The following is an 18,855-nucleotide window of genomic DNA, read 5'->3' on the forward strand; positions in this document are numbered from 1 at the left end:
GCCTCGACTGCTACCGGACGGGGGCGCCGGTAGTGAACCAGGACCTAGCCACCGTCAACGGCCGCTGGCCCCGCTTCTCGGTCGAAGCTCTCGCGGCCGGCTTCCATTCGGCGCACGCCCTGCCCCTGCGCTTGCGTGGCATTGTCATCGGTGCCCTCAACCTGTTCAATGTCGAGCCGGGGGAGATGCGAGAAGCCGATATCGAGGTGGCCCAGGCCCTGGCCGACGTCGCCACGATCGCCGTCCTGCAGCATCGCGCCGCGCTCGAGGCCCAGACCGTGAACGAACAGCTCAACCACGCCCTGAACAGCCGCATCGTCATCGAGCAGGCCAAGGGCATGGTTTCAGAGCGGAAGGGCCTCGACATGGAACAGGCCTTCGGGACACTCCGGAACTACGCCCGCAGTCACAACCTTCGACTGGTGGATGTCGCCAACGACGTCATCTTCGGAGCTCTGGCCGCCGCCGACCTGGACCCGCCGCCGCATGTGAACCCATCCCCGGGGAGGGGGTAGGTGCCGCCGGTCGCGGGAGCTCGGGGGGGACGCGGAAGGCGGCCGGAGCGCTGAAGTCAACCATGTCGAGCAGGTCGTCAGCGGCCGCGTCGCGTGCGGTCATCGGCGGCAGATTCCATTTCCGCTCGATCAGCTTCAATATCGACGTGTGGTCCCGCTCGACATGGGACACGTACCCGGGGCGGGCATAAGGAGATACCACCACGGCGGGGACACGGAAGCCATAGCGATCGAAGCCCCAGCGTCCCCCGGCGTCGGGCTGCTTTTCGTCGGGCTTCGGTGCCGCGGGCGGCGGGACATGGTCGTAATAACCGCCGTGCTCGTCGTAGCACCAGACCAGCAGGGTGCTCATCCACCCCGCGCCGTGCATGGCGGCGTTGATGATCCGCGCCGCGAAGACCTCCCCGGCGCAGATGTCCTGGGGGTTCTCCTCCGAGTTGGCACGAAAGTCGGGGTCGACGATGCTCAGCGCCGGCAGTCGGCCCAGGGCGGCGTCGGCACAGAACCGGTCGACGGAACGGAGGTGGGCCAGGTAGCGCAGCAGGCCAAGCGGGTAGGCGTCGCCGCTGAACTGCAGGAACGACTTGGCGTCACCGGGCTCGGCGCGCAGCCGGTCGATCAAGCCGCGCAGGTACCTCCCGGCCCGATGGCCATGCATCCCGCCGAGGCGGCCGAGGATGGGACCAGCGTGAGACACCGAGTGGTAGTTGGTCCAGCTGATGCGATGGCTGGTGAGCAGATCGAAGACCGTCCCGTTGGCCGGGTAGTCGAGGATCTTGGAGAGCGAGTCGCAAGTCAGGCCGTTGGCCGTCCCCGACAGCAGGAAGCGGCGGTTGGGAAAGGTAGGGCCCAGGCAGGAGGAGAACCAGCGGTCGGCCACTGGGAACGCCCGGGCGAGGCCGTGGTAGAAGGGCAGGTCGGCCTCCGTCCAGTACCCCATGGCCGTTGCCGGCTCGCCGCCCGGGCAATACGCCTCCACGGCCCGGGCGAAGCCGGCGTTGGCTCCGCCGTCCCACTGGAGGTGGGTGGCTTCCCATGACTGGGTGGGCGAGCCGACGGGCTGGGTGGTGGAGCGCAAATGGGCGGCCGCGACCGGCACGCCACCCGATGTCGGATTCGACGCCGACACGGCGCCGTGCTCGTCGGTCGGGAGCCCGTCTCCGCGCCCGAGCACGCCGAAGTAGTTGTCGAACGAGTGATTCTCCATCATCACGACCACGATGTGGCGAACCTCGGGCAAGCAGTCCGTCCCGGCCGGCCGATCTGAGAACGGGAGGCACGACGGGTCATCATCCGGCGCTCGCCGGGCCGCCAGCGCCGCCTCGATGCGCGCCAGCGCCCCGAGGCTCATTGCGGGGCGCCTGTCATAGGCTGACTCCGCCGGTGGCGAACAAGGCGATCGCGGCGATGCCCATCATGGCCGTGGTGAACCACCCCAGGATCTTGGCGACCTTTCCGTTGACGTAGTCGCCCATGAGGGTGCGACTGCTGGAGACCCACATGACCACCACAAGGAACGGTGCGGCGGCGACGCCGTTGATGACGGCGACGAGGATGAGCAGTTTGATCGGGTTGACGTGCAGCAGGCTGAGCGCCGTGCCGCCGAGGGTCCCCAGGGCTACGAGGCCGTAGAACACGGGGGCCTTGCGGACCGATCGCGAGAACCCCCATTGCTTGCCGAGCAGCCCGGCGACGCCTACCGAGCCGGCACCGGCGCGCACGGGAATGGCCAAGAGCCCACTTCCGATGAATCCGAGGGCGAACAGGCCACTGGCGAAGTGTCCGGCGAAGGGCTTGAGCGCCTCGGCGGCCTGGGCGGCACTTTGGATGTTGGTCTTGTTGTGGGCGTGAAGCGTCTGGGCGGTGGCGACCATGATGGCGAACATGACGAGGTTGGAGAACGTCATGCCGGCGAAGACGTCAAGGCGGCTGGTGCGCTGCTTGCGTTGGGCCAGAGCCGAGCTCCGGCGCTTGAGGGGGAGCGCTCTGGAGCCGCCCTCGGGTTCGTCTCGCATTTCCTCGAGCCAGTGGGCGCTCTGCCAAAGAACAGGTACGGCGAGATGGTCGTGCCGAGCACGGCCACTAGCAGCGCCAGATAGGCCTTGCTGAACTGGATGTGGGGGACCAGGGTGTGGGCCAGGACGCTGCCCCATTGGTGGGTGACCAGGACGGCCACCACCAGATAGGCGAGCAACGCAGCGCACAGCACCTTGAAGACGAGGGCGATCCGGGCGAAGGATCCCAGCACGAGCAGGGTGGTGATGAGGGCGCCGGCTATGAGGGCCCAGATCCAGGTAGGCCCGGCATGGAGCAGTTGCATCCCCGAGCCGATGGCGACCAGGTCGGCGGCGATGTTCAAGGCGTTGGCCACGACCAACGCCACAAGCAGGACGGCGAGGACGCTTCGACCGGCCCGGTGGAAGCGCTTGACGGCCAGCTCCCCGAGCCCCGAGCCGGTGGCGAGGGCGGTGCGGTCACAGATCTCCTGGACCGCGGGCATGAGCGGCAGGGTGAGCAAGGCCGTCCACAGAAAGGCCAGGCCGTATCGGGCGCCGGCCTGGGAGTAGGTGGCGATCCCCGACGGGTCGTCGTCGGATGCCCCGGTGACCAACCCCGGCCCCATGGCCCGTAGGTACTGACGCCACACCGGGCCGGTGCCCGCCTTGGTGAGGTCGAGCTCCGATGTCCGCCTGGGCGCGGGCGCCGGACCGGCCTGGGTCGATGCGGAGCCGGCTTTGTCCTCTGCCTTTATCGCCATGATCGAGCGATACCTAGCTCCGCCCCGGCCCGGACCCACGAGGATTGCGCGCAAGGGGCCACGTCGGCAGCGAGGTCTCCTCCGCCCGTTGCCGGGCCGCCCGTCCCGTCGGACTCAAGGCGGTCGGGGATGAGCGACGAGCGGTCCGCCGACCATGCGTCGAGGAGATGGCGGGCGAAGCGGTCTTCGACCATTAGCACGGCGGCCGCCCCGAAGAGCAGGTCGGCACCCAGAGCCGGCTCGGCTTCGACGAGCCCGGCGACCATCCGCTCGAGGGCGATCACCCCGTGGCGGGCGTCCGCGGCCACGTGGACGTCGTAGAACCGGCGCCCTTCCGGACCTACACCGAGGCGGGCCAGGGCCCGGCTATAGCGGCCCATCGGTTCGACCGAGGTCATCTCGAAGACAGCCAGGTGGCCGACCAGCGCCCCCCGCCAGCGCCGGTGCAGGCCGAACATCGAAGCCAAATTGACCGTCGCCAACGTCGCTGCTGGCAGCCGGTCGAGGTAGGCCCCGTAGGTGGGATCGAGGCCCAACGCCGCCATGGTGGCGGCGAAGAGCGACGAGTGCATGTCGGCGGCGCGGCCCGAGCCGTACTCGTCGTTTTGGATCTCCACCATCGCCGCCTTGGCCTCACCACCAAGCCTCGGGATGGCAAAGGTGTGGGGGTCGGCCTCCTTGAGCTGATAGGCCGAGCGGTGTACGCAGAACTCGCGGAGCTGGCCCAACGTCCCGGACTCCATGAGGAAGGTGGACAGTGACGGGCCCGACGCCCGAGCGACCAGCTCTACCAGAGCGCCGCTTACGTCGGCGAGGCCCCCACGCCCGACCGGACGTACCTCGTCGCGCAATCGGTACAGGAAGGCCCGCTCCAACCCGGCCCGGAAACCAAGGAGCGCCGGGTCCCACTCCCAGTCGGCATCAGCGCCAGCGAGCCCGCGGTAGTGGAGCTCATAGCAGCAATAGAGGGCCAGCTGCAGATCGTCGTCGTCCAGCGCGTCGAGTGCTGCCTCTGGCGCCGTCGGGCCGGGGGAGAGGAGAAGCCCTTGGATAGAGAAAGGGATCTGCTGAATAGCCGATAGCACCGTCTCGCTGAGCGGACCGCGGGGCTTGGGCGGGCGCAGACCGCCCGGCTCGCATTCGCGGGCCGAAGCGTGAGGAAGCGGGGAGCGTCCGGTGGCGCCTTCGGTGACGGCGGGCACGGGTGCGAACCGACTCAGCTCGGTTAGGGCCGGCAGGCCAAGAGCCGGGCCAGACGCGAGGCGTCGGTCGTCAGCGTCCTTGGCCATCTGGCCGGTCTTGTCGCTGGCTCGGGGTGCATGATTGGGCTTGTGGATGGCCGGCTAACCCCGGGGCTGTTGCCGTGGGCCACGGACGAGCCCGCCGGGTGCCACCTTGGCCCCCCGACGAGCTCCGGCAATCCGTCATCTTCAAGACCGTGGTGGGCGGAGTACCCGGCCAAGCCGCGGTGGTGCTTTCTAAACGACAGGAAGACCGCAACATCGATCGCGCCGCCGGCTTTACCCGCGTACGGCGTCCTTGATCTTCTCGCCGGCCTGCTTGAGGTCGGCTCTTGACTGATCGCGCTTTCCCTTGCGTTCGAGGGCCTCGTTCCCGGTCGCCCGGCCGGCGACCTCCTTGACCTTGCCCTTCATCTGCTGTGACTCGTTCTTGGCCTTGTCCTTGTTGGACATTGGTTCCTCCTCGGGAGGGTTGGTTTGGCGGATGTTGGCGGCGCGACCCCGCCGCCCGGCTCGAAGGCCGCGGTGGCTGGGTCGGCGCTGACCGAGATGACAGGGTTGTTACACGACCTCGCGTTCACGGACGACGGTGTCGCGCTGAGTGCTGACGGCGCCGCCGCCCATTGACGTCGACGTGCGGTGGAAGCCGCCCCAGGTGCTCCAGAACACGCACGACAGCAGGAAGCCGATGCCACCGACGATCATCAGGATGACTCCGACGGTGTGCAGGTTGAACCCGTGGGAGTTCGTGACGGTGATGGCGAAGTCCAAGATGGCCCCGATGGCCACCACTATGAGACTGGGGACGATGCCCATGTTTCTATCCTTCTTTCCCGCCGTGTCCACTGGGCGCGCTCTGCGCCCAGGGTGGTGTACTGAACTGTCCGTTCTTTGGTCCGGTCCCGAGGGCCCGGGGGGGTTCCTTGCTGGGACGCCGATGATCCAAACTGCAGGCCCTTGAGGGGTTCGGCGGGGTCCGGGTTGTTTGTGGTGGAAGGCGCCTCCGAGGGGCCGATCAGGCGCTGGAGCCGCGGCGTTGTGAGGAGGATCATGGAGAGGCCACCATCACATCGGCCCGGCCAACAGGCGGCGGTCATTGGGGGTCACCCCGGCCCGCGCAAGATCAGTTGGGATTGCCCGAAGAGCTCCAGCATCCGAACGGTCATCCCCGTTGGCGCCCGAATTGTCAGCTGGCGGCCTCGCTCGCGCAGGGCCTGGCCGGCCTGACCGAGGGCTCGGAGTCGAGGTGTCGATGAAGTGGGTGTCGGCCAGATCGATGATGACCGTGCCCTCGTGATCGCGGATGAACCGATCGAGCATGTCCTTGAGGACAGGAACTGTGGCGATATCCGCCTCACCTCGCAGGGCCACGACCGTTGCGATTGCGGTGCCGTCTGCGGACAGGGACACGACGAGGCCGGGGGCGCGAGCCGTCGACTCTGTGAGGGTCGTGATGGCCATTCGGCAACCTCCCTGGTCGAAGCGCAGCTGATGCGCTACCAGGGTCCGGAGCAACGCTCCCGGAGGGTGCCGGTGCTAACGGCAGAGTCAACACGGTACGGGCGTTACCCCCGCGTCAAGAGCGAGGATACTCCGGACGCGCCGAAACAGCAATGCGCCCGACCGGCGCGCCTCGTTCGATATGCCAAGCAAGCGACCTCTCCGGAGGTTGGCGGACGGCGAGCTTGCCGCCGGAGGCTGCCCCCGGAGTCCCCCTGATAGGTACGCTTACCCCGAGAAGAGCTCGCTACCTGCACGGGCGAGGCTGATGCAACAGCTCGAGATCGACCAGCGAGGTGTCCTCATCCTCTCCTCGGTCGCCGGGCCCCTGGTTGGCCCGGCCGGCCTCGGCCGGGTCCGTCGTCGGGGGAGTCGAGGTATGGGCGCCTGGCTCCGCCGTCCATGCCGCCGCGGCGGGAGGGTGTGCCTTCTGGATATGCGAGACCGGGCCTGGCGGCTCTCACATGAGAAGTTTTGTCGGTTTGCGCCATCTGGGGCGACCCGATCGGGACGTCGCCTACGTGAGCGGCAGCGACGTGTGTCACGGCCGCCGCGACGATAACCGACGCCTCGGTGACCCCCAACCGGCGCCCATGGCAGCTGTCTACGGCCGTCGGCCACCCTGGCACGACATCCAGGCGGCGATAGCGCGGGCCGGCCGGCGGCGATGTCGAGGCCGTCTTCCGGGAACGCTGGAACGATCCGGCACCGCTGACTCGGGACCCACTGCACCGCCTCCGTCCGCAGGCGATCATCAATGCCGACTGTGCGCGAACCTCCACCCGTATCCGGCCACGAGGCACACCAGGAACACGACAATTAGTAGCCAAAGCAGACCCATATCACTCACCTTTTCTTTGTCGGACAAACAGCCATTCAGAGGCGTCCTTGGTGGCCCGGCGCCACCTTGCCGGGGCGGGCTACCCGGGATGTGTCCGCTACTAGAAATGGCGGATGTGCTCGGCGTGAACGTCTGCCACGTCCGCCGGGTGGTCTTCGAGCGCCGGATCCCCTATGTGAAATGGGGCCGGCTGGTGCGCTTCGACCCGAGGGACATCGACCGGTGGCTGCGGGAGAGCGGTTTGAGCCGGCCTACTTGAGCCAGTACAGCCCGGCCGGCGGATCCTGCTGTTCGGATGCCCAGGCGTGCAGGCGCTGGGCCAGGTGGACGGCCATCGCCCCTCGGGGCGGCAGGTCATCCCGACGCACGAACACCACCGGGGCCGTTGGCTTACCAGCACCCTGACGCTCTTGGAGGAGCCGGGCGAAGTCGGCGAAGTTCTCGGTCACCACCACTCTGCCTTCCGTGGCCGCCCGGTCGAAGACCTCGGCGTCCTCGACGGCCGACATGCCGACATCGAGGACGGACACGGCGTCGTGCCCATGCTGGCGAAGCTTTTCAGCCGCGGCGGGAGGAAGCATCTCGTCGAGGAGCCACCTCAAGAAGACAGGAGCCGTTCACGCCGCTCGATCGCCTCCCGCACCTGACGAGCAGCCTCATCGTCTGCCGCGATCCGGGCATCGACCTCATCAGGGAAAGCCGTGTAGAACTCCACCGCCAGCCGGACCTGATCGATAGTGAGCCCAGAATCCTCGGCGACCTGTCGCAGACGCGGCTCACCCTTGCCCCGAGTCCGGCGGACAGCACGGACAACCTCCCAGAGGTCCGGTCCGTTGGCCAGCCCGGCCCGCCTGCCGGTAGGCCCGGACCGGTACACGATGCCCGGGAACTTGCGGGTCTTGAGGCCCTCGTCGAGCAGCCCGGCCACCAGAGCGGTGGCCGACGTGCCACTGGCCGACGCCTCGGAGTCCAGGCGCTCGAGCAGGTCTTCGGGTAGGCGGAACGAGGTAGGGCGAGCCATGTAGCGCACTGTAGCGCAGGCGCACTACGCCAGTCGCGCGGTGGCGCCCAGCCCGTGAACGCCAGGAGGCCAGCCCGATGCTCGGCGGAGGGCCGGTTGATCGGGGACCACTGACCGTCGGAGCATCCGAGAGTCCGACTATCGGAGAGTAGGAGTAGATAGGTATAGTGTGATGCCGTGGCTCGTACGACCCTCCGCGCCAAGGGCCAGCTGACGCTTCCCGAGGAGGTCCGTAGGGCCGCCCGTCTGGAGGAGGGCGACCTCCTGGACGCTGAATTAACGCCCGACGGGATCCTGCTCCGTCCCCAGAAAGTGATCGACGCCACCCAGGCGTGGTTCTGGACCCCGGAGTGGCAAGCGGGGGAGCGGGAGGCGGATGCCGAGATGGCCGCCGGCGCGGGCGAGACCTTCGAGTCCGGGGAGGCGTTCCTCGAGGCCCTCAAAAGAGCGGCCAAGCCCGCCGCGCGTCGACGCCTCTCGTCCTAGCGCTTGCCAACCTACGAGTGGCTGCCACGGTTCCGGTCTGAGTTCGACAGCCTCAATACCGCGCAGCAGGTGGCGTTCCTGGCGGCCGTCGCAGCCTTCGTCGAGGACCTACGGTCCGGAGGCGGGTTCCGCGTCGGCCTGCGCGTGAAGGGCGTGCGGGGCGCGCCAGGCGTCTTCGAGATGACCTGGGCGCCCGATGGCCGGGCCACTTTCGCATCCGGCGGGTCGGTCAGGGTCCGGGAGCCGCACATCGTCTGGCGCCGGGTCGGCACCCATGACGTCCTCCGCCAGCCGTAAGGAGAGGCCGTCCAGGCAAGGGCTTGGTTCTGCTCACCGCGGCCCACTCGGTCGCTCACTTTTCGCTCACTTCTCCGCAGCCCGAGGTAGAGTTCTACCGGCTGACCAGGTACTCCATCGGCGCTGTACCGGGCCTGCAAAGCCCTGCACCCGGGTTCGATTCCCGGCGCCGCCTCTCCCTGGTAGAGGCATGTTCCCCCTGGTCGGAGGCCGTTTCGGGTTCTGGCCAGGGCATGCCTGCTGAGACCGGCTCTGATTTGGTCATCGACTCGGCGACTCGGCGACTCGGCGCCGAGAGAGCGTGACCGTTACAGAGTGGGGGCCTTGCCCTCCATGACCGTCTTCAGCGACCCCCTGTCATCGGTGCCCTCGCCGTGTCGATGGTGTCCAGCCACACCCTGAGCCATCTCCATGCATGGCAGGACCAGTTCATCGTCTGCGGCATCGTGGGGCTGGTCGTGTTCGCGGCGCTGATGGCAGCCCGGCGCGGAACCAGCCCATTCCAGACGCTCTCCACGCGGAGTTCACAGCCCTCGTGTCGTATCGAGTCAGGTTCGGGGATCGGCTTGACTCGAGCCGGGCGGCGCATGCGGCTGGCCAGCCCGGGTCCGTCATCACTGTCGGCGTGGCGGAGCAGTCCGAGCTGCGCCTGCGACGTGAAGGCAGCCAGGGACCCGTGGTGATGGAATGGCAGATAATTCGCAGGGCAGTGAAGGGACGCGCCAAGGCGACAACCGCGAAGAGGCTGACGGCAAGGGGGACGATTGGTTCCTTCAGACGAGGTCGAGTAAGCCCCGTACCAGGAGGTACGTGCCTCCTGCACCACCGACCACGACGGCCAGCAGGCGCGCCCGGGCATGCAGCCAGGCGTTGAGCGCCCCGAGCCAGCGCCCCGCCGCTTCCGGGGCCGCCCGGTAGACGAGGAGCGGTCCCCAGGCCATGACCAGGATGACGGCATCGATCACCACGAGGTTGACTGCCTGGCCGCCGGGGCCCAAACCGGCTTCGGCGGTGGCCCCTACAGCGAGGACGTAGGCGATCGAGGGGGTCCACATCACCAGTCCCAGCCCGAAGGCCCCGAGCAGGTTCATTTGGCGGGGGACCAGGTCGGCCTGCTGGCGTGGCTTTCTCAAGAGGAACGCAGCCGTGGCGGCCAGCGCCACTGCCGGCCACAACCTCGACGGCTCCGACGACCCTCAACGGGGTCCCGGCCGGCGCCGTGTTCGTCGGGGACCTGCTCAGCGTCACCTCCATCCGTCGGGGCTTCGCCGGGCGGGGCATGCCCCGGCGGCTGGGTATGGCGCTCGGCATCCCCGGGGCAGAGAGGATCCCCGAGGGCGCCATGTTGTTCATGGGCTTCACCTCGAGCCACGTCCACGGGCTGGCGGCCGGGAACCTGGCCAGCTACGAGACGCTGCCCGGTTGGACCGACGCCGTCCCCGAGTCGTACATGGCGGGCGGGGCGAACATGCACGTGTCCCACATCGCCATCGAGCTCGAGCGCTGGTACGCGCTGGGCCATCGCGACCGGCTCCAGCGCATGTTCAACCCTCGTCGCGACGACCCCGAGGAGGTGCTTTCCCCCGACCAGTGCCCGGCCACCTCCACCTTCCGGGCCGAGCGCGACGCCGACGTGGAGCGCTACGGGCTGGTCGGGCACAACGAACAGATGCAGTTGCTCTCCCGGGTCGAGGCCGACACCACCACCGCCTATGGACAGATCATCCCCCGGGGCACCACCTTCTTCTTGCGCCAGGACTTCGACACGACCGACAACCCCTTCGAGTTCTGGCTCGACGGGCCGGTGAGCACTGTGCCTCGGGCCGGCGTGCACTTCATCGGCATGGGGCCCTCCGCCCAGCACTTCCACCTCATGCGCACGGAGATGGACAGCCCCGACCTGGCGCCGGCCCACGACCTGCCTGACGAGAACGTGGGATTCACCCACTTCCTCGTCAACACCCACCGGCAGAACTACTGCCTGCCGCCGCGCGCCCATCGCAGCTTCCCGCTGGCCGAGCTGCTGTGAGTGCCGCCGTCAGGCAGTCCCGGCCGCCGGTCCCGTAGGGCGTCGGCGCTGCGATCCGGACTCGAGGTGGTGGGCGGCCATCAGGCCCAGCACGCCCGCCCAGGCGGCCGTCCCCACCCACACCCACACCCGGGCGATGCTGGCCATGAATCCGAGGCCGGGCCCGGCGTGGCCCAGGGTGTAGGAGGCGACGGTGTACATGCCCAGGGGGAACACCACGCTCCACAGGCGAGGCTCGTAGGCGAGGGGGTAGCGGCGCAGACCGTGGCGCCACACCCCGAAGAGGACGAGGAGCGGGATCCACCAGGTCCCGAACGACCACAACACGACCGACAGGCCGAGCACGAAGGGACGCAGCCCGTGCTCGAGCGCCGCCCCGGCTCGGTCGTGCATGGCGAGGATCCCGGCCGCCGCCCTCACGCTGATGGCGGTGGCCCCCATGGCGATCCAGTAGGCGGGCCCCATCTCGGCCGCCGTGACCTCCACGAGCAGCAGGCGCAGGAAGATGATGGCGATGAGGACCAGGTAGAGCATCACACCCACGCCCCAGAACACGACGGCCACCGGGCCCAGCGCCGGTTCTAGCGCGGGCCACGGGTCGTTGGCCGTGAGCGCCGAAGCGACGACAGAGAGCGACTGGGTGGCGACGACCCAGATCAGCCAGGTCCCGTTGATCTCCGCGAGGACCGGATGGCGAGCCGAGACCACCACCGACCAGGGCAGCCCGTAGGTGAGGGCGAGCCACGCCACGCCGGCGCCTGCCGCCAGCCCGAGGGCAACTGCGGAGTGACCGGCCATGAGGACGCGCACGGCGGCCACGTCGGCGCCGGCCACGAGGGTGAAGTAGCCCATGGCGGTCCCGGGCACCTTGAGGCTGGCCCGCACCCTCCCCGGATAGAGAACCAGGCGGGCGGCGTAGGCCGCCAGGAGCACCACAAAGCCGGCACCCGTGACGCCGAGGGCGATCCGGGACAGCACCGGCCGCCCCGCCAGGTCGGCGCCGACCGAGATGATGCCGCTGGCCATGACCAGGGCGAAGTAGCCGGGGTCCAGCTCCTCGATCCAGGCCCGCACGCGGACACGTTAGGGCCGGTCCCCGAGGCCGGGAGACCGGCGGATGTGGTGGAGCCGTCGGGACGCACCTAGCAGTCGCCACGGCCGGTGTTAGCTTCGGCGGGGCTCGCCTCCGGCGGCAGCGGAGGATCTTCCGAGACGGCGTGGAGGGCTTCCGGGGATGGCTTTGTCGGACCGCAGTGACGGCGTAGCAAGCCCCCCCGTAGCCGGTGAGGTCGTGGTGGGCGGTGGCCTGGTCCGGGCGGCGCGCTACCTCCAGCGGGGGGAGGAGTCCCCCGACGCCCGTGAGGTCCACCGCCGGGGCGGGCGCCAGGCCGAGGAGTTCTACCGGGAGCGCTGGCGCCACGACAAGGTCGTGCGCTCGACCCACGGTGTGAACTGCACCGGCTCCTGCTCGTGGCGGGTCTTCGTCAAGGACGGGATCATCACCTGGGAGACCCAGGCCGTCGACTACCCCTCCGTCGGGCCCGACTCCCCGGAGTACGAGCCGCGGGGCTGTCCCCGCGGGGCTTCGTTCTCCTGGTACACGTACTCGCCGGCCCGGGTGCGGTATCCCTACGTCCGAGGGGCGCTCTTGGACGAGTTCCGGGCGGCCAAGGCGGCCAGTGAGGGTGACCCCGTTGCGGCATGGGCTGCGATCACCTCGGATCCGGAGCGGGCTGCCCGTTACAAGCGGGCGCGGGGCCGGGGCGGGTTCGTGCGGGCGGCGTGGTCGGAGGTCCTCGAACTGGTGGCCGCCGCCCACGTGCACACCACGGCCGCTTACGGGCCGGACCGCATTGCCGCCTTCACGGTGATCCCGGCCATGTCGATGGCCTCCTACGCGGCGGGCACGCGCTTCTACTCGCTGCTCGGGGGGACGATCCTGTCCTTCTACGACTGGTACGCGGACCTGCCCCCGGCGTCACCCCAGGTGTTCGGAGACCAGACCGACGTGCCGGAGTCTGCCGACTGGTGGAATTCGTCGTATCTGATCATCTGGGGCACCAACCTGCCGATCACCCGCACCCCCGATGCGCATTTCATGACCGAGGCCCGCTACCGGGGCCAGAAAGTGGTGGTGGTCTCCCCCGACTACTCCGACCACACCAAGTTCGCCGACGACTGGCTGGCCGCCAACCCCGGCACCGACGGGGCGCTGGCCATGGCCATGGGCCACGTGGTGCTGTCCGAGTTCTACCGGGACCGCCAGGTGCCGCGCTTCGTCGAGTACGCCAGCAGCTATACCGACCTGCCGTTCCTGGTGTCGCTGCGGGAGCGAGGCGAAGCCTTCGTGGCCGACCATTTCCTCACGGCCGCCGACCTGGGTGACCCGGGCGAGGGGGCCGAGTGGAAGACCGTTGTGCTCGACGAGGAGAGCGGGGAGCCGGCGGTGCCCAACGGCTCGATCGGGTTCCGCTGGACGGAGTCGGGCCAGGGCCGCTGGAACCTGCGCTTGGACGGCATCAAGCCCGCCCTGAGCCTGCACGGCCGGCCCGGGGCCGAGGCGGTGGCGGTGGACCTGCCTCGCTTCGACGTGGGCGGTGGGGAAGGCGGCTCGGTCATCCGCCGGGGCGTTCCCGCCCTGCGCGTCGGCGGGCGCCTCGTCACGACGGTATTCGACCTGGTGATGGCCCAGTACGGGGTGGGCCGCCCCGGCCTGCCCGGGGACTGGCCCAACGACTATGGCGACGCGTCGGTGCCCGGCACGCCCGCCTGGCAGGAGCGCATCACCTCGGTGCCGGCGGCCGCCGCGGCCCGGGTGGCCCGGGAGTTCGCCCGCAACGCCGAGGTGTCCGGGGGTCGGTCGATGATCGCCATGGGGGCGGGCACCAACCACTGGTACCACTCCGACCAGACCTACCGGACCTTCCTGTCGCTGCTGATGCTGTGCGGCTGCGAGGGGGTGAACGGCGGGGGCTGGGCGCACTACGTGGGCCAGGAGAAGGTGCGTCCGCTCACCGGGTGGTTCACCCTGGCCTTCGCCTACGACTGGGCCCGACCGGCCCGCCACCAGCCGGCCACTCCGTTCTGGTACCTGGCCAGCGACCAGTGGCGCTACGAGGGGCGCCGGGCCGACGCCCTCTCCAGTCCACTGGGAGAAGGCCGATTCGCGGGCCAGAGCGTCGCTGACCTGAACGCCTACGCGGCGCGCCTCGGCTGGCTGCCGTCGCACCCGGCCTTCGACCGCAACCCACTGGATCTGGCCGACGAGGCGGAGGCGGCGGGAAAGGAGCCGGCCGACCACATCGTCGACGAGCTCAGGGCCGGCCGTCTCGGTTGGGCCGCGGCCGACCCCGACAATCGGGCCAACTTTCCCCGGGTGCTCACCGTGTGGCGCTCCAACCTGTTGGGGTCTTCCGGCAAGGGCCACGAGTACTTCCTGCGCCACCTACTCGGCGCCGACAACGCGGTGGCCGCCGACGAGTCCCCGCCCGACGCCCGCCCCAGCGACCTCACGTGGCGGGACCCGGCGCCGGAGGGGAAGCTCGACCTGCTCGTGGCCATCGACTTCCGGATGACCTCGACGGCCATCTACGCCGATGTGGTGCTGCCGGCGGCCACCTGGTACGAGAAGCACGACCTGTCCTCCACGGACATGCACCCGTTCGTACACAGCTTCAACCCCGCCATCCCGCCGCCCTGGGAGGCGCGAACCGACTTCGACTACTTCGCGTCCCTGGCCCAGGAATTCTCCCACCTGGCCGAGGGACGCCTTGGGGTGCGCCGGGACGTGGTGGCGGTGGCACTGGGACACGACACCCCCGACGAGTGCGCCCAGCCCGGCGGCCGGGCTCTGGACTGGGCGGCGGGGGAGTGCGAGGCGGTACCGGGGCGGACAATGCCCCGCCTGACCGTCGTCGAGCGGGACTACCCGCGCCTGGCCGAGCGCTGGGGCGCCCTCGGCCCCCTCGTCGATGAACTGGGTGCCACCACCAAGGGCGTTCGCATGCCCGTAGGCGACGAGGTCGGCTACCTGCGCTCCCGCAACGGGGTGGTCCGGGGCGGCGTGGCCGACGGGCGGCCCCGACTGGACCGTGACGACCTGTTCTGTGAGGCCATCCTGGCGATGTCGGGAACCACCAACGGCCGCTTGGCCGTAGCCGGTTTCGAGGCCCTGGAGCGGCAAACGGGCGTCGAGCTCGCCGACCTGGCCCACGAGCGGGCCGGGGACCGCATCACCTTCGCCGACACGGTCACCCAGCCCCGCTCGGTCATCGCCTCACCGGAGTGGTCGGGGGCCGAGTCCGAGTCCCGCCGCTACGCCCCCTTCACCGTCAACGTGGACCGGCTCAAGCCCTGGCACACCCTCACCGGCCGCCAGCACTTCCTCCTCGACCACGCCTGGATGGCCGAGGTGGGCGAGATGCTGCCCGTCTACCGGCCGTCGCTGGACCTGCTGGGAAGCTTCGGGAATCCGCGCCGCGACGACCTGGGCCCGGCACAGCTGGTGGCCCGCTACCTCACCCCTCACTCCAAGTGGTCTATCCACTCCGAGTACCAGGACAACCCGCACATGCTCAACCTGTTCCGGGGTGGACCGGTCATCTGGGTCAACGACACTGACGCGGGGCGGATCGGGGTTGGCGACAACGACTGGATCGAGGCCTACAACCGCAACGGTGTCACCGTGGCCCGCGCCGCGGTGAGCCACCGCATCCCGCCCGGCACCGTCCTCATGTACCACGCCATCGACCGCCACCTCCAGATGCCAATCTCGGAGATGTCCGGCCTGCACGGCGGGACGGACAACTCCGTCACGCGGGTGGTGATGAAGCCTACGCACTTGATCGGCGGCTACGCCCAGCTCTCGTACGGGTTCAACTACTACGGGCCCACCGGCTCCCAGCGAGACGAGCTGGTTGTCATCCGCCGCCGCGCCCAGGAGGTGGAGTTCTAGATGAGGGTGATGGCCCAGATGTGCATGGTCATGAACCTCGACAAGTGCATCGGCTGTCACACCTGCACGGTGACGTGCAAGCAGACCTGGACCAACCGGCCCGGGACCGAGTACGTGTACTTCAACAACGTCGAGACGAAGCCCGGAGTCGGCTACCCCAGCTACTACGAGGACCAGGAGCGCTGGAAGGGGGGCTGGACCCTGGATCGGAAGGGGCGGCTACGCCTCAAGGCCGGGGGTCGCCTGCGCAAGCTGGCGACCATCTTCTACAACCCCGACCTGCCCACCATCGCCGACTTCCACGACCCGTTCACCTACGACTACGCCCGCCTGATCACCGCCCCCGCCGGCACCAAGGCGCCGTCGGTGTCGGCCCGCTCGGCCCTCACCGGACGGGAGATGAACCCGACCTGGGGGACCAACTGGGAGGACGACCTGGCCGGGGCACCCGCCCGGGCGCTGACGGATCCGAACATCGTGGCCATGTCCGAGCAGGTGCGCCTGGACTTCGAGTCGGTGTTCATGTTCTACCTGCCGCGCATCTGCGAGCACTGCCTCAACCCCTCGTGTGTGGCCTCCTGCCCGTCGGGCGCCATGTACAAGCGGGCCGAGGACGGCATCGTGCTGGTCGACCAGGACCGCTGCCGGGGCTGGCGGTTCTGTGTGTCGGGTTGTCCCTACAAGAAGGTGTACTTCAACCACAAGACAGGCAAGGCGGAGAAGTGCACGCTGTGCTTCCCCCGCATCGAAGCCGGGCTTCCCACCATCTGCTCGGAGACCTGCGTGGGCCGGTTGCGCTACCTCGGCCTGGTGCTCTACGACGCCGACCGGGTAGCCGCCGCGGCCGCTACCCGGGACCCACAAGACCTCTACGAGGCCCAGCTGTCGGTGTTTCTCGACCCCGACGACCCCGAGGTGGCCGCAGCCGCCGAAGCGGCCGGGATCCCCGCCGACTGGGTGGGGGCGGCGCGGCGCTCACCCGCCTACGCCCTCATCGCTCGCCACCGGGTGGCCCTTCCCCTGCATCCGGAGTTCCGGACCATGCCGATGGTCTGGTACATCCCGCCGCTTTCCCCGGTGGCCGACGTGACCGCGGCGGCCGGCTACGACGACACCGATCCCGACGCCGTGTTCGCCACGATCGACGCCCTGCGAATCCCCGTCGAGTACCTGGCCAATCTGTTCACCGCCGGTGAGATCGGCCCGGTGCGTGACGCCCTGCGCCGCCTGGCCACGGTCCGCGCCGCCATGCGTGCCCACCAGCTCGGCCGGGAGGAGGTGGGCGTGGACCCAGGCGCGGTCGGCATGAGCGCTGTCGATGTGGACGACCTGTTCCGCCTGTTGGCCATCGCCCGCTACGAAGACCGGTACGTGGTGCCGCCGGCCCACGCCGAGCAGGCCGGGGCCCTCTTGGCCCAGCACTCGCTGTCGGGCTGCTCGCTGGACGAGGCCGGCGGGCCGTATCCCGGATTCCACCCCGGTACCGACGACGCCGGGCCCACGACCGGCCGGGACAATCGGGGCCGGCTGCACCTCCGAGTCTCGGACAGCGCCCCCGTCTCCCGGCCCGGGGCCGAGGGGTGAGGGGCTCAGCCGCCGCCCGGGTCTTCGGTTGCGCCTCGGTGCTGCTTTCCTACCCGGGCCCTGACTTTCCTGGCGACCTGGCCGCCGTGGGCCGGGCGGTTGACGAGCTGCCGCCGGGCGCGGCGCGGACCCACCTGACGGCGACGCGGAGCTGGTTGACCTCCCTGGCGCCGGCCGAGGTCGCCAGCGTCTACGTCGACACCTTCGATCTCGGGCGCCGGCACGCCCTGCATCTCACGTATCACACCCACGGAGACACCCGGGAGCGGGGCCTCGCCCTGGCCGACCTGGCCGGCGCCTACCGGGAGGCCGGGTTGGTCCTGGCCCCCGGGGAGCTGCCCGATCACCTCCCCGCCCTCCTCGAGTTGGCGGCCGTCTCCAAGGTCGGCGTCGCCATCGTGGCCGCACAGCGGCCGTCGATCGAGTTGCTGCGGACCGGCCTGGAGGAGGCGGGCAGCGGATTCGCGGGGGCGATGGCGGCGGTCGTCGACACCATGGGCCCCGCCTCCCGCGCTCAGCGGGCTGCGCTGGCCCTGCTGCGGGCCTCGGGGCCCCCGACCGAGTCGGTCGGGCTGGAGCCGTTCGGTCCCCCCGAGCTGGTGGCCCCGTCATTGGCGGGACCGGCACCGGTGCCGGTCCAGCTCCGTCCCCGGGAGCCGGCGCGATGAGCGGCGTGTCGGGCTGGGACCTGTTCTGGTGGGTGATCCTGCCCTACGCCGCCCTGGTCACCTTCGTGATCGGACACATCTGGCGCTACCGCTACGACCAGTTCGGCTGGACCAGCCGCTCCACCCAGCTCCAGGAGCGGCGCCTCCTCAAGTGGGGCAGCCCGATCTTCCACTACGGGACCTTCGCCGCCATCGGGGGTCACGTCATCGGCATCCTGGTGCCCGAGTCGTTCACCAGCTCCATCGGCATCCCCGAGCACATCTACCGCCAGTTCTCGGCCTGGGCCGGCACCGTGGCGGCCGTGCTGGTGATCTTCGGGGTGGGCGTGCTGGCGGCGCGCCGGCTCTTCGTCGCCCGGGTCCGGGCCACCACCTCACCAGTCGACTGGGTGGCCCTCATCCTGTTGGCCATCGTGATCGTCCTCGGCATCGGGGAGACGCTCGGCGTCGGTCTGCTGGGCTCTCACTACGACTACCGCCAAAGCGTGTCGCTGTGGTTCCGCGGTCTCTTCGCGGGCAACCCCGACGTCAAGGCGATCACCGACGCTCCGTTCCTGTTCCAGGTCCACGCCGCGGCGGCGTGGGCCGTGCTGGCGGTGTGGCCGTTCAGCCGGCTGGTGCACGCCTGGAGCTACCCGGTCTGGTACCTGTGGCGACCCTACGTCGTCTACCGCTCCCGGGTGGCCGACCGCCCCCACGAGCCCGGCACCAGCGGCCGGCGGTGGCGGCGCATCGGGGTGCGCTACTGAAGGCCCTTTCCGGGGTGCGGCTCGTTGGCGAGGCGGGGTGGCCGGGCGGGCTGGACCCGAGGGCTCTCTCCGACGTCGACAGCCCCGCCGACGTCGACGGGCTCGGCTTGTTGCACGAGGCGGCATCCGGGTCACCCGATTTCTTCTATCTGGTGGTAGACTTACCGCATGTTGCGTCCTGCAAGCTGGACCAACCCAGCGGGTGAGAGTCC

Annotated in this window: 20 protein-coding genes; 9 read left to right on the forward strand and 11 right to left on the reverse strand. The window is 69.6% G+C overall.

All coding sequences use genetic code 11. The features are described from left to right. Positions 1 to 515: GAF and ANTAR domain-containing protein (locus VFW24_05900; GenBank protein ID HEX5266287.1), on the forward strand; the 515-nt coding region annotated here is incomplete at its 5' end. Here the strand turns inward: VFW24_05900 and VFW24_05905 are convergent. The 7 genes from VFW24_05905 to VFW24_05935 all read right to left on the reverse strand — a co-directional run bounded on the left by VFW24_05905 (position 442) and on the right by VFW24_05935 (position 5,975). Continuing rightward, positions 442 to 1,755, reverse strand: coding sequence for an alkaline phosphatase family protein (locus VFW24_05905; protein HEX5266288.1), 1,314 nt, complete (start codon positions 1,753 to 1,755; stop codon positions 442 to 444). The genes VFW24_05900 and VFW24_05905 overlap by 74 nt on opposite strands. Positions 1,756 to 1,879: 124 nt before the next feature. Continuing rightward, complete coding sequence (locus VFW24_05910) at positions 1,880 to 2,422, reverse strand: divalent metal cation transporter (protein ID HEX5266289.1); 543 nt, start codon at positions 2,420 to 2,422, stop codon at positions 1,880 to 1,882. After that, entirely contained in the window at positions 2,419 to 3,273 is an 855-nt protein-coding gene (locus VFW24_05915; protein HEX5266290.1) for a divalent metal cation transporter, read from the reverse strand. The genes VFW24_05910 and VFW24_05915 overlap by 4 nt, the downstream gene beginning before the upstream one ends. Beyond that, on the reverse strand, positions 3,264 to 4,475 hold the full coding sequence (locus VFW24_05920; protein HEX5266291.1) for an iron-containing redox enzyme family protein: 1,212 nt from the start codon (positions 4,473 to 4,475) through the stop codon (positions 3,264 to 3,266). Before VFW24_05920 ends, VFW24_05915 begins: the two co-directional genes overlap by 10 nt. Before the next feature lie 318 nt (positions 4,476 to 4,793). After that, positions 4,794 to 4,967, reverse strand: coding sequence for a CsbD family protein (locus VFW24_05925; GenBank protein HEX5266292.1), 174 nt, complete (start codon positions 4,965 to 4,967; stop codon positions 4,794 to 4,796). A 108-nt stretch (positions 4,968 to 5,075) separates the two neighbouring features. After that, a complete protein-coding gene (locus VFW24_05930) occupies positions 5,076 to 5,330 on the reverse strand; it encodes a hypothetical protein (protein ID HEX5266293.1) in 255 nt (84 codons plus the stop codon). Between the two features lie 249 nt (positions 5,331 to 5,579). Further along, positions 5,580 to 5,975, reverse strand: a complete 396-nt coding sequence (locus VFW24_05935; GenBank protein ID HEX5266294.1) for an STAS domain-containing protein — start codon at positions 5,973 to 5,975, stop codon at positions 5,580 to 5,582. A gap of 986 nt (positions 5,976 to 6,961) precedes the next feature. On the opposite strand from VFW24_05935, the gene VFW24_05940 reads away from it, so the two are divergent. Continuing rightward, positions 6,962 to 7,114 (forward strand): excisionase family DNA-binding protein, encoded by a 153-nt coding sequence (locus VFW24_05940; GenBank protein HEX5266295.1) that lies wholly within the window; start codon positions 6,962 to 6,964, stop codon positions 7,112 to 7,114. Here the strand turns inward: VFW24_05940 and VFW24_05945 are convergent. Beyond that, positions 7,107 to 7,457: a DUF5615 family PIN-like protein gene (locus tag VFW24_05945; GenBank protein ID HEX5266296.1), complete on the reverse strand. Its 351-nt coding sequence runs from the start codon at positions 7,455 to 7,457 to the stop codon at positions 7,107 to 7,109. The genes VFW24_05940 and VFW24_05945 overlap by 8 nt on opposite strands. Continuing rightward, entirely contained in the window at positions 7,454 to 7,876 is a 423-nt protein-coding gene (locus VFW24_05950; protein ID HEX5266297.1) for a hypothetical protein, read from the reverse strand. The genes VFW24_05945 and VFW24_05950 overlap by 4 nt, the downstream gene beginning before the upstream one ends. 177 nt (positions 7,877 to 8,053) lie before the next feature. Here VFW24_05950 and VFW24_05955 point away from each other — a divergent pair, with 177 nt between their 5' ends. Beyond that, on the forward strand, positions 8,054 to 8,362 hold the full coding sequence (locus VFW24_05955; protein HEX5266298.1) for an AbrB/MazE/SpoVT family DNA-binding domain-containing protein: 309 nt from the start codon (positions 8,054 to 8,056) through the stop codon (positions 8,360 to 8,362). Between the two features lie 69 nt (positions 8,363 to 8,431). Next, a complete protein-coding gene (locus VFW24_05960; GenBank protein HEX5266299.1) occupies positions 8,432 to 8,659 on the forward strand; it encodes a hypothetical protein in 228 nt (75 codons plus the stop codon). Positions 8,660 to 9,432: 773 nt separating this feature from the next. Here VFW24_05960 and VFW24_05965 read toward each other — a convergent pair. Next, complete coding sequence (locus tag VFW24_05965) at positions 9,433 to 9,822, reverse strand: GAP family protein (GenBank protein HEX5266300.1); 390 nt, start codon at positions 9,820 to 9,822, stop codon at positions 9,433 to 9,435. Between the two features lie 56 nt (positions 9,823 to 9,878). Between VFW24_05965 and VFW24_05970 the strand changes: the two genes are divergently transcribed. Beyond that, positions 9,879 to 10,688, forward strand: coding sequence for a hypothetical protein (locus VFW24_05970; protein HEX5266301.1), 810 nt, complete (start codon positions 9,879 to 9,881; stop codon positions 10,686 to 10,688). A gap of 9 nt (positions 10,689 to 10,697) precedes the next feature. On the opposite strand, the gene VFW24_05975 is transcribed toward VFW24_05970, so the two are convergent. Beyond that, complete coding sequence (locus tag VFW24_05975; protein HEX5266302.1) at positions 10,698 to 11,762, reverse strand: tellurite resistance/C4-dicarboxylate transporter family protein; 1,065 nt, start codon at positions 11,760 to 11,762, stop codon at positions 10,698 to 10,700. A gap of 160 nt (positions 11,763 to 11,922) precedes the next feature. Here VFW24_05975 and VFW24_05980 point away from each other — a divergent pair, with 160 nt between their 5' ends. The 4 genes from VFW24_05980 to narI are packed head-to-tail and all read left to right on the forward strand — an operon-like array spanning position 11,923 to position 18,643. Continuing rightward, positions 11,923 to 15,642 (forward strand): nitrate reductase subunit alpha, encoded by a 3,720-nt coding sequence (locus VFW24_05980; protein ID HEX5266303.1) that lies wholly within the window; start codon positions 11,923 to 11,925, stop codon positions 15,640 to 15,642. Beyond that, a complete protein-coding gene (narH, locus tag VFW24_05985) occupies positions 15,643 to 17,226 on the forward strand; it encodes a nitrate reductase subunit beta (protein ID HEX5266304.1) in 1,584 nt (527 codons plus the stop codon). It begins immediately after the preceding gene. Beyond that, positions 17,223 to 17,894, forward strand: coding sequence for a nitrate reductase molybdenum cofactor assembly chaperone (narJ, locus tag VFW24_05990; protein HEX5266305.1), 672 nt, complete (start codon positions 17,223 to 17,225; stop codon positions 17,892 to 17,894). Before narH ends, narJ begins: the two co-directional genes overlap by 4 nt. Next, on the forward strand, positions 17,891 to 18,643 hold the full coding sequence (narI, locus tag VFW24_05995; GenBank protein ID HEX5266306.1) for a respiratory nitrate reductase subunit gamma: 753 nt from the start codon (positions 17,891 to 17,893) through the stop codon (positions 18,641 to 18,643). The genes narJ and narI overlap by 4 nt, the downstream gene beginning before the upstream one ends. Positions 18,644 to 18,855: the final 212 nt, after the last annotated feature.

The organism is Acidimicrobiales bacterium (genome assembly GCA_036273495.1).
Taxonomy (GTDB): Bacteria; Actinomycetota; Acidimicrobiia; order Acidimicrobiales; family JAJPHE01; genus DASSEU01.